This window comes from Algoriphagus algorifonticola (assembly GCF_007655305.1).
Taxonomy (GTDB): domain Bacteria; phylum Bacteroidota; class Bacteroidia; order Cytophagales; family Cyclobacteriaceae; genus Algoriphagus; species Algoriphagus algorifonticola.
This window is the reverse complement of the sequence record NZ_VLOG01000040.1, coordinates 16,432-33,216: the sequence shown is the minus strand read 5'-3', so window position 1 is coordinate 33,216 and position 16,785 is coordinate 16,432. Positions and strand designations below refer to the sequence as shown.

14 protein-coding genes are annotated in these 16,785 nt (G+C 34.8%); all 14 read left to right on the top strand.

Annotated elements, in window-relative coordinates; all coding sequences use genetic code 11:
• Positions 1-42: 42 nt before the first annotated feature.
• The 14 genes from FL972_RS09795 to FL972_RS09730 all read left to right on the top strand — a co-directional run bounded on the left by FL972_RS09795 (position 43) and on the right by FL972_RS09730 (position 16,709).
• Complete coding sequence (locus FL972_RS09795; protein ID WP_144605222.1) at positions 43-1,227, top strand: acyltransferase family protein; 1,185 nt, start codon at positions 43-45, stop codon at positions 1,225-1,227.
• Between the two features lie 95 nt (positions 1,228-1,322).
• Positions 1,323-2,738 (top strand): O-antigen ligase family protein, encoded by a 1,416-nt coding sequence (locus tag FL972_RS09790; RefSeq protein ID WP_144605221.1) that lies wholly within the window; start codon positions 1,323-1,325, stop codon positions 2,736-2,738.
• On the top strand, positions 2,735-4,057 hold the full coding sequence (locus FL972_RS09785; RefSeq protein ID WP_144605220.1) for a phenylacetate--CoA ligase family protein: 1,323 nt from the start codon (positions 2,735-2,737) through the stop codon (positions 4,055-4,057). The genes FL972_RS09790 and FL972_RS09785 overlap by 4 nt, the downstream gene beginning before the upstream one ends.
• The gene (locus FL972_RS09780; RefSeq protein ID WP_144605219.1) at positions 4,054-5,190 is read left to right on the top strand and encodes a hypothetical protein; all 1,137 of its coding nucleotides are present in this window, start codon (positions 4,054-4,056) and stop codon (positions 5,188-5,190) included. The genes FL972_RS09785 and FL972_RS09780 overlap by 4 nt, the downstream gene beginning before the upstream one ends.
• On the top strand, positions 5,147-6,391 hold the full coding sequence (locus tag FL972_RS09775; protein WP_186300087.1) for a glycosyltransferase family 4 protein: 1,245 nt from the start codon (positions 5,147-5,149) through the stop codon (positions 6,389-6,391). Before FL972_RS09780 ends, FL972_RS09775 begins: the two co-directional genes overlap by 44 nt.
• On the top strand, positions 6,388-7,290 hold the full coding sequence (locus FL972_RS09770; RefSeq protein WP_144605215.1) for an NAD-dependent epimerase/dehydratase family protein: 903 nt from the start codon (positions 6,388-6,390) through the stop codon (positions 7,288-7,290). The genes FL972_RS09775 and FL972_RS09770 overlap by 4 nt, the downstream gene beginning before the upstream one ends.
• Positions 7,287-8,321, top strand: a complete 1,035-nt coding sequence (locus FL972_RS09765; RefSeq protein WP_144605213.1) for a glycosyltransferase family 1 protein — start codon at positions 7,287-7,289, stop codon at positions 8,319-8,321. Before FL972_RS09770 ends, FL972_RS09765 begins: the two co-directional genes overlap by 4 nt.
• A gap of 10 nt (positions 8,322-8,331) precedes the next feature.
• The gene (gene asnB, locus FL972_RS09760) at positions 8,332-10,176 is read left to right on the top strand and encodes an asparagine synthase (glutamine-hydrolyzing) (protein ID WP_144605212.1); all 1,845 of its coding nucleotides are present in this window, start codon (positions 8,332-8,334) and stop codon (positions 10,174-10,176) included.
• Positions 10,177-10,698: 522 nt separating this feature from the next.
• Entirely contained in the window at positions 10,699-11,622 is a 924-nt protein-coding gene (locus FL972_RS09755) for a glycosyltransferase family 8 protein (RefSeq protein ID WP_186300085.1), read from the top strand.
• 6 nt (positions 11,623-11,628) lie between these two features.
• Positions 11,629-12,690, top strand: coding sequence for an exostosin domain-containing protein (locus FL972_RS09750; RefSeq protein ID WP_144605208.1), 1,062 nt, complete (start codon positions 11,629-11,631; stop codon positions 12,688-12,690).
• 15 nt (positions 12,691-12,705) lie between these two features.
• A complete protein-coding gene (locus FL972_RS09745) occupies positions 12,706-13,836 on the top strand; it encodes a GNAT family N-acetyltransferase (protein WP_144605206.1) in 1,131 nt (376 codons plus the stop codon).
• A complete protein-coding gene (locus FL972_RS09740) occupies positions 13,829-14,794 on the top strand; it encodes a polysaccharide deacetylase family protein (protein ID WP_144605204.1) in 966 nt (321 codons plus the stop codon). The genes FL972_RS09745 and FL972_RS09740 overlap by 8 nt, the downstream gene beginning before the upstream one ends.
• 80 nt (positions 14,795-14,874) lie before the next feature.
• Positions 14,875-15,651: a methyltransferase domain-containing protein gene (locus FL972_RS09735; RefSeq protein WP_186300083.1), complete on the top strand. Its 777-nt coding sequence runs from the start codon at positions 14,875-14,877 to the stop codon at positions 15,649-15,651.
• 26 nt (positions 15,652-15,677) lie between these two features.
• Positions 15,678-16,709 carry a glycosyltransferase family 61 protein gene (locus FL972_RS09730; RefSeq protein ID WP_144605200.1) on the top strand — a complete coding sequence of 344 codons (1,032 nt, stop codon included), beginning with the start codon at positions 15,678-15,680 and terminating at the stop codon, positions 16,707-16,709.
• The last annotated feature ends 76 nt before the right edge of the window (positions 16,710-16,785 follow it).

Here is a 16,785-nt window from a genome sequence, read left to right as displayed (position 1 = left end):
GATCTCTTAAGCTTTTTTATTTAGCCCATATTAATCCCTAAAATGAATCTATCAGTCAAAAGCCTGCTACAAAGGAAAACTTCAGGGGGAAACTTTATACCTGAAATAGATGGATTGCGGTTTTTTGCAATTTTCACTGTCTTGATTTTTCATTTGAATACAGCTTATTCCAGAGAACTGGCAATAGATTGGACTGAGTTTTTACCCACTGCATCCTTTATGAACCTTGGATGGTGGATTGTAAGGATGGATTTGGGAGTAAAAGTATTTTTTGGTATTTCTGGGTTCATTTTAGCAGTACCCTTTATTTTACAATATCATTATAATGGCAAAATTGTCTCCTTAAAACAATATTTTATAAGAAGGCTCACTCGATTAGAACCTCCCTTTATTATCACATTGGTTTTATTTGCGGGGGTTCATATTTATGTGCTGAATGAGGATCCAGAATTGATTCAATCTCATTTTTGGGCAAGTTTATTTTACTTGCATACCATTATTTATGAAATGCCTTCCATCATAAATCCTGTTACTTGGAGCTTGGAGACAGAGGTACAATTTTATGTGTTGATCCCATTTTTAAGTTCTCTTTTGTTTATAAAGAAGTCTAAAAAAGCATTGACAGTGCTTCTGGTTTTCTTCTTAATCATCCTGTCAGTTTGGGCAAAAAATTATATCTACACCAACTCTACACCTGGATGGGATTATACGGTGTTTGTCTTTTTAAGCAACTTCCTAACAGGCTTTCTATTTGCGCTCACATATTTAAAATTCAAGTCTTTTTTCAAAATCAAGTCTTTTGGGTTTGACCTTCTAGGTTTAATTTCTGTATTCACACTCTTTTATTTTTACAAGCCGCAATCGGATATGATCAATAATTTGATATTTAATACTTCAATTTATCTATTGTTCATTTCGACTTTTAAGGGAAAGATTTTTAATAAATTTTTCACTACTCCAATAATTTATTTGATAGGGGGAATGTGTTATACTATCTATTTAATTCATTATCCCTTCTTTCACTTAATGGTCAAATTTTCAAAGCATTTACTTCTATCAGATAGCTACATGTTCAACCTTTCCATTCAAATGCTCATAGGAATCCCGGTTGCAATTGTAGTTTCTATAGTCTTTTTCATATTGGTTGAAAAGCCATGTATGGATAAGGATTGGCCAAAAAAACTTTGGGAATTTACCAAGCAAAGCTTAGGCTTTTCAAAAAATTAAAGTGTAAGGCTGAATCCTATAATTGATTAAAAATTAATCAGAATGCATTCAATCAATTTTTTACCTTTATTTGAATTTCTACTCTATTTCAAGTCTTGCTAAAATCAATCGCTAATTCCGAATATCCATTACTATGGATAATTTTTCATATAGCTCTGGGAGTTATTTCAGCAATTTCTCCTATTCCTTTAATAGTTTGGTTTTATTCAATCGCGGTTATCTCGTTTTTTGGAGTCATAAAGTCCAGCGATAGCCCAAGCTATTTGATTTTATACACAGTTTATCTGATTTCTTTTGAACTACTTGCACGAATGGCAGGTACATCGCCTTATATACCTTACGAATTAGGGAAATATCTTTTGTTTCTTTTAATGGTATTTGGCATTATCATGTTCGAGTCAAAAAGCTGGATCGGTTTTTTACTTTTGATATGTCTTATTCCTGGGCTAATGATAGACTTGTCAGGAAAAGTTGAATGGCTCGACATAGTATTTAATGTGGTGGGGCCAATCAATGTTGCATTGGTTGTCTGGTTCTTTTACAAGAAAAAGATCAGTGTTTCAGTTTTTTCCAAAGTCTTTTTATTAGCCACTTTACCTCTTATTTCTGTTTTAAGCTATACTTTCTACAGATTGCCTGACTTTGATGACATAGATTTTGAATTAGGTGCCAACTCTGTAACTAGTGCTGGGTTTGGATCCAATCAAGTTTCTACTGCCTTGGGCTTGGGAGCTTTTTTGGTATTTGTTATTTGGTTGAATAAATGGAAGCTGACTGGATATCGCTGGTTGGACGCTATTATATTCCTAGTCTTTACCGTCCAAGGGCTTTTGACTTTTTCCAGAGGAGGAATGTTTGGAACAGTGGTCGGAGTGGTTGTTGTGCTCTTTTTCCTTGCAAGAAGTTCGCAAAATGAAATTAAGAGGTTCAAACTTCCAAAAGTAGGTAAGTTTGTTGTTCCTACTATCGTCTTTGTTGTTACTGCTTTTTATATAGCTAATGAAATTACGGATGGACTTTTGCTGCTTCGATACCAGGGAGAAACGGCAGGTACCTTGGCAGGTTCTAAAGAAATTGATCTCAATACTTATACAACTGGTAGGGTAGACATCTTCTTGGGGGATTTGGAGCTTTGGTATGACAATTTGCTTTTTGGAGTCGGAGCGGGTGCTTCAAGATATTTAAGAGATACTATGGTGGAAGTTGCCGCCCACATAGAACTCAGTAGACTACTAGCTGAGCATGGGGTCCTAGGCCTCATCAATTTTTTATTATTAATGTATGTGGGACTCAATAATTTTTCTTTTCACAAGAACCCCATGATCAAAGGTATTTTATTGGCCTGTTTTGCAGTTGGGATTTATACAAGTTTCCATGCAGCTATGAGAACATTTATTTCTCCCTTGATGATTGGAATAAGTTTACTAAGCGTTTATCAAATCAAGAAAAGACGAGATAAAGTTAGTGCCGCCAAAGATTTGAAAGTGAAAGAAGCATCACCTTCTCTATGATTTATCCATTTATTCTAAAAAATTTTGTTTTACCTCTAGGTAGCAAATTGATGGGAGGAGGTATTTCAAAAAAAATCAGGGAATACGAATCAATTTTAAGTCTTCAGCCCTCTGAGATTGCTGAGGTTCAGCGGAAAAAACTAAATCAAGTCCTGGAATATGCAGTCCAGAATAGTCCTTATTATCGATCACTTTTTTCTGATAAAATTCTTCCCTCTACCGAAATTTCTTCATATCCCATCTTAACAAAACAAACCTTAAGAGATAAAATTGAAGAAATTATTACTGTAAAGGATACAGCTAATCTGCATCAAATTTTATCCAGTGGATCAACTGGTCCCCCAAGCAAAGTTTATTATACGAGTGAAGAATTGGCAATTCCTAGGGCTATACAACTTATATGGTGGTCTTGGGCAGATTATGAATATGGAAATAGCATATTACAAACTGGGGTTAATTTAAATCGTTCCAAGGAAAAACAGATCAAAGACTTTTTTTTCAGGACTAAATATATTGAAGCTTTAAAGCACAATGAGGAGGAAATTATTCAGGAATTGAGTTCGCTTCAATCAGAGAAAAGAGACCATTTTGTAGGATATGCATCCAGCTTGTTTTTGTTCAGTAAAGCCGCTTTGGATAATGAGATCAAAAATGTTCAATTCAAGTCTGTTATTTCTCTGGGGGAAAAACTCCTTCCAAATTTCAGAGAATCTATTGAAAAGGCATTCAGTTGTAAAGTATTTGATACTTATGGGAGCTCAGAAGGTTTGATGGTAGCTTCTCAATGCAAACATGGAACTTATCACATCATGTCTCCACATGTGTACGTGGAGATCCTTGATGAAAATGGGGTAGAAGTTAAGCCGGGTGAGATAGGGTCAGTTGTATTGACAGGCTTAGATAATTTTACCACTCCTCTGATTCGTTATGATATTGGAGACATGGCTGTCAAAAGTGATTCTGGTACCTGCGCATGTGGTTTAAACTTGCCTCATTTAGGCGAAATCATTGGCAGGTCAACTGAGTTTATTCAAACCCAAAATAAAAAATATATTACCGTTCAGACTGTTGTCAGAATAATGAAGTTTTATCCTCAGATTGAACAATTTACCTTGATTAAGAAGGAGGATAACAGTCTTCAACTTCAATATATTGGTTCAGAAAATCTTTCTGAAGATGTCGAAAGTCAAATTACCAAGTCTTTTTCCAATCTCTACGATGCGTCTTTTGAAATCGATTTTTTAAAGGTCAATCAATTGCCACGAAGAAAGTCTGGAAAATATCAATTAATCATGAATCTAAGTCAGGATTCAAAATGAAAATTGCACTTTTATATTTTCCACATAGGGAAGGACATAACTCTATATTTCCATTTTTTCTTTATAAATCTCAAATTGAAAGCTCAGGTATCAAGCTTCAACTATTTACGTCTATAAAAAAACTCAAAGAAGGTTCTTTTGACATATTATTTATCTCAGGACTTTCTCTTCCAAAATTGCTTGGAAAACAAAATTCCAAAGAGGAGTTTTTAAAAAGCTTGTATGATCAAAAGGAGTATCCTGTCATTTTTTTATCAGGTAATGATTCAACAGGACCTATACAAAAAGAGATTTTAAATTTAGTGGACCTTTATTTATCCAAGCAAATACTAAAAAATAAAAATTTATATCTCATCCCTCACAAGCGCCATTATTTCAGAGAGAAAATGATGGACTTGTTCAGGTTTAAAAATGAAAATAAGTTTGTACCTGTATCCCTTGAAGAAAAAGATCTTTCTAAACTCGGCGTTTCCTGGAATTTGGCACTTATTGATTGGAAAACGCAGACTTCCACCAAATGGAAAAGGTACTTAACCATTTTTTTAAAAAACAAAAAGCCAATCTCACCGGAGCGGGTTAAGCCTTTGAGTGAAAGAAGGATTCCGATTATGTTTAAAGGGAATTTGTTCCCCAAAGAGCACGATGTAAGTCGTCTTCATAGACTGTTAACTTTTAGAGTAGCCTCAAAAGTAAAGACTAATGCTCCGCCTGTATCCAATAGCCCTTTATCTCACAAAGAATATCTTGAGCAAATGAAAGAGACTGTAATAAGTCTATCTCCTTTTGGTTGGGGTGAAATTTGCTATAGGGATTTTGAAGCTTTCAGGACAGGATCCTTATTGTTTAAACCGGAAATGGACCATATCCATACTTTTCCAGACCTTTATACATCTGAGAATCATATTTCGTATCGATGGGACGCTTCTGATCTTGAAGAAAAAATAAAGGATGTGCTAGATGATCCTTCTAGTTTTCAAAAATTAGCTTTACAAGGCAAAGTCGATTTCGAAAACGTCTTAAATCCTGAGATTTTCGGAAAAAAATTTCTTCAACATTTAAATGAAATAATTTCTAAAGCCAGAGAAAATTTTGAAAAAAGACCTAAAATCCAATCCAATGAATCAGGTCGATAAGCCTTTAAATCTTTTGATTTTTTATCAATATTTCGGAACTCCCAAGGGAGGTTGGAGTACAAGGTATTATGAGTTTGCTAAGCGATGGGTGGGCCTAGGTCATCAAGTCACAATTGTTACATCACCTTATTACAAATCTGACATTAAAGCAGATGGATTTATTTCAAAGCAGAATATTGAAGGGATTGATTTAATAGTAATCAATTCTCCTGATTCAAATAAAGTAGGAGTAATTCAAAGAATGATCAATGCGATGAGGTTTTCTTTGGTCTCGACTTATTACGCCTTGAAATTGAACTATGATATTGTTCTTGCGAGTTCAGGTCCAATTACAATCGCCTTTCCAGCTTTGATGGCAAATATTTTTAGGAAAAAGAAGTTTGCGTTTGAAGTTAGGGACCTCTGGCCAAAAGGAGCCATTGAGTTGAAAACTATTCAAAATAAACTTCTGATTAAAGTAGGTCTCAGTTTCGAAAAATGGATCTATAAAAGGGCAAATTTGGTGGTGTCTTGCTCTCCAGGAATGGATGAGGGAGTAAAAGATGTAAATCAGAACGTTCCTACTTTGATAATTCCAAACTCATCAGATAATGAACTTTTTTCTCCAAACGAATCAGAAATTCCTATTGGTTTTCCGGCTGAGTGGAATCAAAAATCTATTTTTATCTATGCGGGTTCTTTAGGCTTGATGGATGATTGCTCGCAAATCATCAATGGTGCCAAACATCTGAAAAGTGAGGATATAAAAATTGTAATAATTGGGGATGGTGCAGAGAAGCAATTACTAAAATCATTGGTTACCGAATTACAATTGGAGGATAGAATTTTATTCAAAAATTTGATGCCTAAACAGGAATTGGTAAAATGGTTCTCCATAGCAAAAGGGAGCTTTGTCACATTTAAAGATCTTCCAGTATTGCATACAAACTCACCTAATAAGATGTTTGACTCCTTCGCAGCTGGAGTACCAATAATCCAGTCCACGAAGGGATGGATCAAAGATTTGATAGACGAAACCCATTGTGGTTTCAATGTAGACCCAGGTAATCCAAGGTCTTTTGCTGATGCGATGGAAGCAATCCATGCTGATGAAAGTTTAAGAAGTGAAATGAGCCTTATGGCTAGAAAAGTAGCTGTCGAAAGGTTTGATCGAGGAAAACTTGCTAACATTTACCTAAATAGGTTGCTTGAATTGAAATGAACTCCTATTTATTGACAGGTGCGACAGGATTTCTTGGATCAGAAATTTATCAGAAAATTAAAAAAGAGACTCTTACTCTGGGGAGATCTCCTTCCAGTGACATTTATTTTGATTTCGGATCGGTAGTCTCCGATATTCCAAAGGTCAAAATGGTAATTCATTGTGCAGGAAAAGCCCATTCAATTCCTAAAACAGAGGATGAAAAAGAGGCTTTTTTTTCGATGAATACAAAAGGAACCTCCTTTCTTTTAGAGTCTTTGGAGGCAAGCAAGGCCATACCTGAAACTTTTGTTTTTATAAGTACGGTTGCAGTTTATGGTATTGAAAAGGGGTTGGGAATAAAAGAAGAAAGTCCTTTACTGGGTGACTCACCTTATGCAAGAAGTAAAATTCTTGCTGAAAAAATGCTTGAGGAATGGTCTAATAGAACTGGTGTGAAATTAATAATTCTTAGACTACCATTGATAGCAGGTAACCATCCTCCAGGGAATCTAGGCGCGATGATTAATGCCATTAAAAAAGGGTTCTATTTTGGTTTAAGAAATAATACATCAAAAAAGTCAATTGTCCTTGCGGAAGATGTTGCTAAGCTTATTCCACATATACATGGGAAATGTGGCATTTTCAATTTAACTGACAGAATACATCCTAGTATCAGCGAAATAGAGCAAGTGCTTTCAGATAGATGCAATAGGTCTTTGAAATCTATCCCTTTTCAATTAGTCAACTTTATGGCTAAAGTTGGAGATCAAATTTCCTTTTTTCCAGTAAATTCCAATCGCTTAGAAAAGTTGACTTCCTCCTTAACCTTTGATGATTCCAAAGCGGTCACCGACTTGAATTGGAAGCCAACTCCTGTTTTGGACTTTTTAAAAAATAAAATTAAAATCAAAAAATGAAGATCCTTTTTCTGGGAGAAACTTATCGTGCTGATGCCAAAACTTGGATAGAAGGAATTGAAACCTTCTCTGGTGCTAAAATTGATACTATGGAGGTGCCATTTTCTCCGAGAAGATGGAAAAGGATTTCTCTGTTTCTCCTTTTTTTAGTGCAACTCATTAGACTTCGAACTCAAAAATCCTTTGATATAGTCTTAGCGGAAAGAGCCACGAGTTATGGTTTTTTTTCTTTATTGGTCAAAGCACGAGTGAAAGTAGTCGCACAACAAGGTATTACGGATGCTTTCCCAGAGGAAGGGTTTACTGGCCTTTATAAGAGGTTTTTTCAAAGAAGAGTCTATAAAAATGTGGACTTGATACATGCATGGGGCCACGTAATGACTTATGCGATGCTTGAAAGTGGGGCAGCTCCATCTAAAATCATGGTTTTACCTAAAGGAATTAATCTTCAACGATATACTTTTTCAGAAAAACACGAGTTCAATTCCACTCCGATAGGAATTGTTACCAGATCCCTTTCAGATATCTATAGACATGATATTATTTTGCAATCTTTGGCCTTACTGAAGGAGAAAGGTATTGAAGTAAAACTAAGGATTGTTGGAGATGGAGTTTTGATGGAAGATCTAAAGCTTCTTGCAAAAAATCTTCAGATCTCAAATCAGGTGATGTTTTTAGGAAGAGTGGATAATGATAAATTACCAGTCTTATTGGATGACTCTGATTTTTATGTCGCTATACCTGAAACAGAAGGGGTCTCAGCTTCTTTGTTTGAGGCCATGGCTGGAGGTTGTTTTCCTATAGTAACAGACCTGCCCTCCAATAGAGCATTTATTCGTCCAGGACAAAATGGATTGTTAGTTCCTTCAGGTGATGCTCAGAAATTGGCCGATGCCATAGAGTTGTTTTTGGCCAGCAGAAGCAAATTCACCGAATACATCATAGAAAACAGGGCTTATATTGAATCTGAAGTTGACTTCAATAAGAATATGAAAATAATATGGTCCCGATACCAACAGCTTTTAAAATAATAATTTAAATATGTGCGGAATAGTAGGCTTTTGGCAGAATCATCAAGTTGCTTCTCCTGAAAGATTAAAATCAATGAATGATGCAATTTTTCACAGAGGTCCTGATGCAGAGGGTACTTACATTGAGGAGACTTTAGCTTTAGGTCATAGGCGTCTTTCTATTTTGGATTTGTCCGAGCATGCGAATCAGCCCTTTCATTCTCCTTGCGGAAATTATATACTGGTGTATAATGGGGAGATTTTTAATTTTCAGGAGTTTTATCCTGAGCTAAAATCAAAAGGCTATCAATTCAAAACCACTTCAGATACTGAAGTATTGTTATTTCTTTTGATGGAGTATGGATTTGATGTTCTTTCTCGGCTAAACGGATTTTTTGCATTTGCTTTTTGGGATAAAACTAAAAAACAGCTGAGTCTAGTTAGGGATAGATTTGGAGTTAAACCCTTATTTTATCATCAAAATGATTTGGGATTTAGCTTTGCAAGCGAGCCCAAGGGCATATTCGCTGGAGGCATTGGTAAAGAAATTGATCCATCGTATTTAGATGAGTTGTTTATTTACCGATTTGTATCAGGTGAAAACACCATTTTCAAGGGGGTGAAAAGATTACTTCCTGGACATTTGATGACTCTTTCACAGGATAGCAGAGTAGTTCAGACCAAAAGATGGTTTCATTTAGGAGAAGAAGCCAAAAATTTCAAGGATATTAAGAATCCAATCGAATGGTTTGAAGAGACATTTTTTGATAGCGTGAAGTTAAGAATGATCTCAGATGTTCCTGTAGGTACTTTGCTGAGTGGAGGATTAGATAGTAGTGGAATTGTTTACAGTCAAGCTACCCAAGGTTTCACTGGATTGAGTTCTTGGAATGTGAAATTTAAAGGCTACGAACACGATGAGTCCAGTATTGCTGAAAGATTTTCCAATGAATTGGGAGTAGAATATAATGGTCATGAGTTTTTAGGACAAAGGCAGGTTGAACTCACCAAGCAAGCCATAAGAATCAATGATGAACCATTGATGCATTTTACAGATAATGTATTACTGGGACTGAGTTTGGAGGCAAAAAAGAAAGTAACCGTATTATTGACAGGGGAGGGTGCTGATGAGGTGTTAGGTGGATATGTAAGGTACAAAGTACACGATGGCGAATTCAGATATAGCATGCTCAGCTTATTGAATCTAATCCCTGAGAAATATCTGTCTCAAGATAGATTGAAAAAGCTAAAACGATATATGTCTTTGAGGAATCCTGATGCACAAATGCTCATGAATGCAAATGAGGTATATCTTTCTGATTTGAAAAAACTAGGAATTCTATCTTCAAACTTACTACCCGAATATCGAATTAATATTTTGGAAGAAGCCAAGTCTCTTTTTCCGAAAAATCGTTATCGTCAACTTTTGTATCTGGAGCAGCACACTCACTTACATTCTTTAAATGATAAAAATGATAGAACTACTATGGGGGCTTCAATTGAATGCAGAGAACCTTACTTAGACTATCGATTAGTGGTCGGAGCGGCATCAGTTCATGATAAATACTTTAATAGTAAGGGAAAAGGAAAGTTATTGGCCATGGATAGTTTCGGGAAAAAGCTCCCAGACTATATCAGAAATCATAGGAAAATCGGTTTATCCATGCCCTGGGATCGATATATTATGGAAAATCCTGAGTTGAGACAGCATTTAGAATCAATGCATAAATCAGAACTTTTTGAAATGGGATTTTTATCTCACATTGATATCAAAAAGGCAGTTGAAAATTTTAAAAATAATCCAAAATCAAACCTGGGTTGGATGAAGCAGCTATTTTTCACTTCCTTATGGTATGAAATTTCTTTCCAAAAATGAGAATGGCTTTTTTCAACTTTTTTAAGAGATAAACTCAATGTTTTTTTCAAAACGAATTTTTCATTGAATAAAAAATACTCTTTTTACCAACCTAAAAGATATAGGTGTTTGAATTTTTTCGAGTGAAAAGCTTTTAAAATTTCTTAGCCCAACCTTCAATGATATTTTTTTGCAATCATCTATTTATTTAATCCCATGAAAAATCCTCTTGATTTTTTTGTAATGATGATTTGAACCCCTTCATGCCAGTTAGATACCTATTACTAAATATTAAATAGTGTAGCTTGATTAGATTCCGCATCCTACACCCTCCTTATAAATAAAAATAATCTTCTGCCCATTTTGAGGAGTGAAGGTTCTTTGATTTTTTCTGATACTAGCTATTTATCTTTATTTAAAAAAAGCTTAGTTTCGTTTTTAAATCGGTAATTCGGGGTAAATTGCTTTAGAAGATATATCTTTTATAGAATCTCATAACTTCTGAACTCCAATAACAAGATAGTCACAGTAAATTTTTGTCATTTGATTATAGTTTTTACCATCAATAAATCATTTCTGCTACCTTTTGCAGTTACGCTTCATTCTCTCCTTCTTCATAACAAGGGTGAGTTGAAAAAGCTTATTGTTTTGACTGATGAAATTCCTGAAAGTGATCAGGAAAAAATTAAGGAAATAATAGGGGGTAATGATATAGACTTTGAGTTAATTCAGATTTCAGATGATGATTTATCAGGTCTTGTTACCACTCTTCATTTCCAAAAAGCTAATTACTATCGTTTACTTATCCCTGAATTTGTCAAAGAGGATAAAGTAATATATCTAGATGCGGACCTGTTAATCTTAGGTTCTCTTCTTCCCATTTGGGAAACGCCATTAACAAATTACTATTTAGCAGCAGTTTGTACTCCTGGGGTTAGTTGGCATCCAGAACTGGGTGTTAGTAAAGAGGATGGATACTTTAATTCTGGAGTAATGTTACTAAATCTTAGAAAGTGGCGCGAAGAGAACTTCGGAAGAAGAGTAATTGATTTTGTAAGTGATAACCCCAAATTAATCCGCTTCGTGGACCAATGTGGCTTAAACGCACTTGCTAAAAATCATTGGGTAAGGCTCCCATTGTCTCATAACTTAACGGTGGATGTATACGAAGGAGACTTTGAATTTGGTGATTGCGGATGTAGTAAAGAAGATATAAACAAAGCGAAAAAGAATCCTTTAATAGTTCATTTCACCGGCACCAGTAAGCCTTGGCATACCAGTAATCAACATCCATTCAAAAAGAAATTTTGGAAATTCTTGAGACAAACTCCTTATTCCAGATCTTTGCCTGAGGATTTTAATGCCCTCAATTTTATTAAATATTTAACTCCTAAAATTTTCAGGCAGGGAATCAGAAGATTTCAGTATAGATTTTTTCCGAGAGGAAAATTTAAGCTAATGAAATAGATTTTTATGATTGAAAAGGATAGCCTACAGCAAGTTAAACTATACTTTGACCAATCCTTATTCCCTGAAGGATATGTATTTGACCTCTTTTTAAGAAGTACGGACCAAAGTATTCAAATCCTCTCCGAGGCGACAGATTATTTTACCATTGTCGAAAAACCTGAAGATGCAGATTTAATTTTTATTCCGGTTCCTCTTTCTGAACTTGTAAAAAATCAACTTGGCCGTGAAAAAATAAAAAGTCATGTCCATATAGGAAGAGCTTTTAATAAAAAGGTATTTGTTGTTTCAGACGCAGATCTGATTTTCAACCCAGGATTTGATGATGTAATTATTTTAACTCCCGGAGCTTACAAAAGTCTGCCTAATCAAATTTCAATTCCCGCATTATTGCCCAAAGATCCATATGCCAAATGGGTTGGGGAAATATGGGAACCTATTCAAGACCTATCCCGCTTTAGTGTTGGATTCTGTGGGCAGGCAACTTCTCATGGTTTAAAGTACTTAAAAGATAGGCTTCAATATCTACAATTAAATGCTAAAAAATTGCTTGGAGACAAGACCCATTTATATATTCCCTTTTTTTTCGCAGCCAGTGAACGTGCGAAAATTTTAAATCACTTGGAAAAATCTTCATTAATAGACACAAATTTTCTTAAAAGAGAAAGATATAAAGGGGGAGGTAAAAGTGAAGAAGACTTAATGCAGTTAGAGTCAGAGTTTTTTGAAAATATAAATAGAAACCTTTTTACACTTTGCATCAGGGGATTTGGAAATTATTCTGTAAGATTTTTTCAAACTCTGGCTATGGGACGTATCCCTGTAGTCATTGAATCAGATTCCCTTTTGCCCTTTGAATCCCAATTAAATTATGACAATTTTATTGTTCGGGTTCCTTTTGAAAATAGGTTAAAGGCCGACCAGTATATCCATGGGTTTTTAAAAGATAAAACCCTTGAAGACCTCCAACGTATTCAGTCTGAATGCAGGAAGGTTTGGATGGATTATTTTAGAAAACCGTCCTATTTCAAGGCCATGAATATCGAATTAAGAAATAATTTGAGGTAAGTTTTTCTTAAAAAAATGGGAGATTTAATTTTAAGGAAGGCCCAGCTTGATGATCTATCCAAGATCGCTTCTTTTTTTTTGAAAGCTTATGGCTCAAATACCGCATTTCAATCCTTCGATTTTTTAAAATATTATTTCAGAAATCCTTATGATCCATCTCAATTTTTTTCATCAAATTGGATTGGCTTAAATCCAACAGGTGAAATAGTTTCTCACTATGGGGGACTACAATATAAACTGCAACTAGGCGAAAAAACCTTGCAAGTAGCATGGGGAGTAAATGCCTACACTTTACCGGAATATAGAGGCTTGGGGTTCAATGGAAACCTTGTCAAAATACTTTTTGAGGAGAATGTGGTGAATGCTGCCTTAGGAATGAGCCTTGAAACCCACAAATTTTACAAAAAATTGGGATATCAGGTGTTTGATCATTTAAGATTTAGTAGGTTTATACTAAATTTTAAAGAGGATTCTTTTTTAATTATTTCTGGAATGGGGCAAAATACTGAAAGAGCTCAATCGTTGGCGCCGGTTACTTTTATTCCAAAAAGCGTTGAAGAGGGTATGGGGATTCAACCAGTTAAAAATGAAAATTTAAAGAACTATTCCTTCGATTTGGGTGTGCATGCCACTTGTACTACTCATAGAGATAAAGATTTCATCTCTTGGAGATTTTTAGACAATCCATTCATTGATTACAAAATATTTATTGAAAAAGTAGGAGATGAAATAAATGCATATGCTGTAATAAGAGAAGAAAAGTTAGAACCATCCGGTAAAAAGATAGGTAGGATCATTGATTTATACGGCAGGCCTAGATTAGTTAGATCTCTCTTAAAGAAAATTAAAATTTGGAGCTTTCAAAGAAATCATATCTATTTAGAGTTTTCCAAAATTGGAAATCTTTATAGCGATGAATTGCTAGACCAAGGATTTATCAGGTTAGATGAAGACGATGCAGCTTTATTTCCTCAGGTTTCTTCTCCAGTTGAAAATAGACCCAATCAAGAATATTTAGCAATTTATAGTAACCTTTTTAACCAAGAGATTCGTTCTTTAAGGTCTGAAGACATCTATTTTACCCGAATGGATTCAGACAGAGATAGAATTGCAAAATTGGACCAAACTTTTAAAACTAATGACTAATACCGTTTCTATTGTTGTTTATCATTATGTTCGAGAAATTAAAAAGTCACGATTTCCAGGAATAAAGGGGCTTGAAACGTCTTTATTTAAGGAGCAAGTGGCCTTTTTGAAGAATAATTATAAATTGATTACAATGGAAGATTTGATTGATGCAATCGTGAGCCAATCTAAACTTCCGGAAAATGCAGCAATACTTACTTTTGATGATTCGTATTCAGATCATTTTGCTCAGGTTTTTCCAATATTAAAAAAGTGGGGTATTCAGGGAAGTTTTTACATTCCATCTCAAATGATTACTGAAAACAGAGTCTTAAATGTGAATAAGATTCATTTTATTTTAGCCTTAAATTCGAATAAAAGAGAAATTATCAAGAAAATATTTGAAGAAGTAGATAAGATCAGAAGGGAAATTCCTCTTCCTGATTCCGATAGCCTATTTCAGATGCATGCTATACCACACCTCAACGATTGCGGAGAGATTATGCTGATAAAAAGAATGCTTCAGAAGGTTATTCCTCAGCCTTATAGAAATCAATTGATTGATGAGTTGTTTAGGGATTCCGTCAGGATGGACGAAGAGTCATTCAGTAAGGAATTATATATGTGTAAGGATCAGTTAGAATACATGGTTTCTTCTGGGATGCATCTTGGAAATCACACATACTCTCATCCATGGCTTAATCTGCTCTCAAGAAAAGAGCAGGAGGAGGAAATATCCAAGTGTAGTCAGTTTTTAGGTTCAATTGGGGTGAATGAAAACACCAAGACAATGTGCTATCCTCATGGGGGCTATAATTCTGATACGATTGAAGTGATAAAATCAATGGGATTCAAGCTTGCACTTACAGTATCTCCAGGAGTTGCTCGTGTAAACTCGAACAATGCCTTTCAATTAAGTCGAATTGATACAAATGACATAACAACTGAAAAATTTTCCCCCAGAAATCAAAAAAATTAACTTTTTTGAATCTTAATAACATCTCATTTACAGAAAAATCTCATATGCTCGCAAATTCTCTTAAAAAGTCATTATATGGCTTGTATAGATCTTTTTATAGAAAGACAAATTCTTATAAAAAGAGTCAAGAATTAAGTCAGGCTTTAAAAAAAGAGGAGGAAAATTTACAACATCAAATTCTGAATAAACTTGGGTTTAATGATCAGATGGTTGTTCTTCAGGGACCTTTCAAAGGAATGAAATATGGGGGGATGGCTAGTGGAAGCATGTTGCTTCCGAAAATTATAGGAGCCTATGAAGAACCGATACATGATTGGATTTTCCAGATTTTGGCATCAAACAAATACAAAAGAATTATTGATGTTGGTTGTGCTGAAGGCTTTTATGCAATTGGATTTGCCCGATCAATCCCGACTGCCCAAATAATTGCATGCGATATTAATGAAAATGCACTTGCACTAGCAAAGGAACTTTCAGTTCGAAATGGATTGAAGAATATCGATTTTATTAAGGAGGTAGACCATAAATTTTTAGATCAGCATTGTGATGAATCGACTTTACTTTTTTGTGATATAGAAGGTCATGAATTGTCTTTATTAGATCCTTTAAAAAGCAAAAGCTTATTAAAATGCGAGATTTTGGTAGAGGTTCATGATTGTTTTTTTCCGGGAATTCAAAAAGCCTTAGTGGAAAGGTTCCAAGCAAGCCATGCTATTCAAATAGCTCTTGACTATTCTGGAAGAGTATTAAGTTACCCTCTACACATGCTATCTGAAAAAGAGAAACGATATGCTTTAGATGAAAGAAGGCCAAAAGGAATGTCCTGGTTGTATATGAAACCTTTCTCTAATTCTTAATCAAACCTATCTTTGAATTAGGTTAAATGAGATTACTGCCCAAAAATTCAAGCCTCGAAAGGCATACAGTTTATCCAAAAACTGAATATCTTCTTCAACTTCCTGTGAATTTGGAAGAAAAAGACACAGCAATCTTTTCAGATATTCAAAGAAGAGTTGCCAATCAAGTAGATGCATATATATTTAAAAATGTGTCTCTAGTTACTGATTCAATTATTTATAAACTGAAAGTTCTGGATCAGTTAACCCATGCACTAAAATTAAAACCTAGAGCAAAATTCAAAAGGCTAGTACTAGGGCTTCTAAGGAAAACAAAGCATATAGAAAGAGGTGTTTGGATCATAGATAACTGGAGCATGAATTTTTATCACTGGAATAGTGAAGCTCTCCCTAGACTTATCTCCTGTTTAGAATATTTGGAAGACCATCCTGTTTTATTACCCTCAGAATTTAAAGGGCTAAAATTTGTGGAGGAAAGCTTGGAAATTCTGGGTGTTAAGCCCCTCTACTTTGATAGAAAAGTGAATTATGTGGTAGGGGAATTAATAACAGTTAATAAAGCAGGGTATGTGATAGACTTTCAGGAAAGTGCAATTCTTAGACTTAGAGAAAAAATCTGGAATAATTTCCCGGTCAAGAAGGCAAGTAGAAAAATCTATATCAGTAGAGAAAATGCTGCCCATAGAAAGGTTCTTAATGAGGATCAAGTAATTGAAAAACTTAAGAGAAAAGGATTTGAAATCGTCTATTTTGAGCATTTGACTGTAAGACAACAAATTGAAATCATGATGGAAACCAAAATATTGGTAGGACTCCATGGAGCAGGTTTGGTGAATATGCTCTATATGCCAAAGAATGGAAAGGTTTTAGAGTTTCGAAATGAGAATGATTCTTGGGTTTTAAGTCAAAGCTTTTACTCTCTTGCTTCATTTTTAGGCCATGATTATTATTATACTGATAATGAAGCCACAAGTGCTCAGACAGGGTATGCCGATTTTAAAATTGATTTAAAAAAGCTCGACCGGGTTCTTATAAATTTATTGGGCGACCCGGATTGATTTTTTTGGATTCAATAATTTATTTACCCGTTGGACTTTTTTTATTCTTTTTGCAAGAGTTCAATAGAAAAGACCT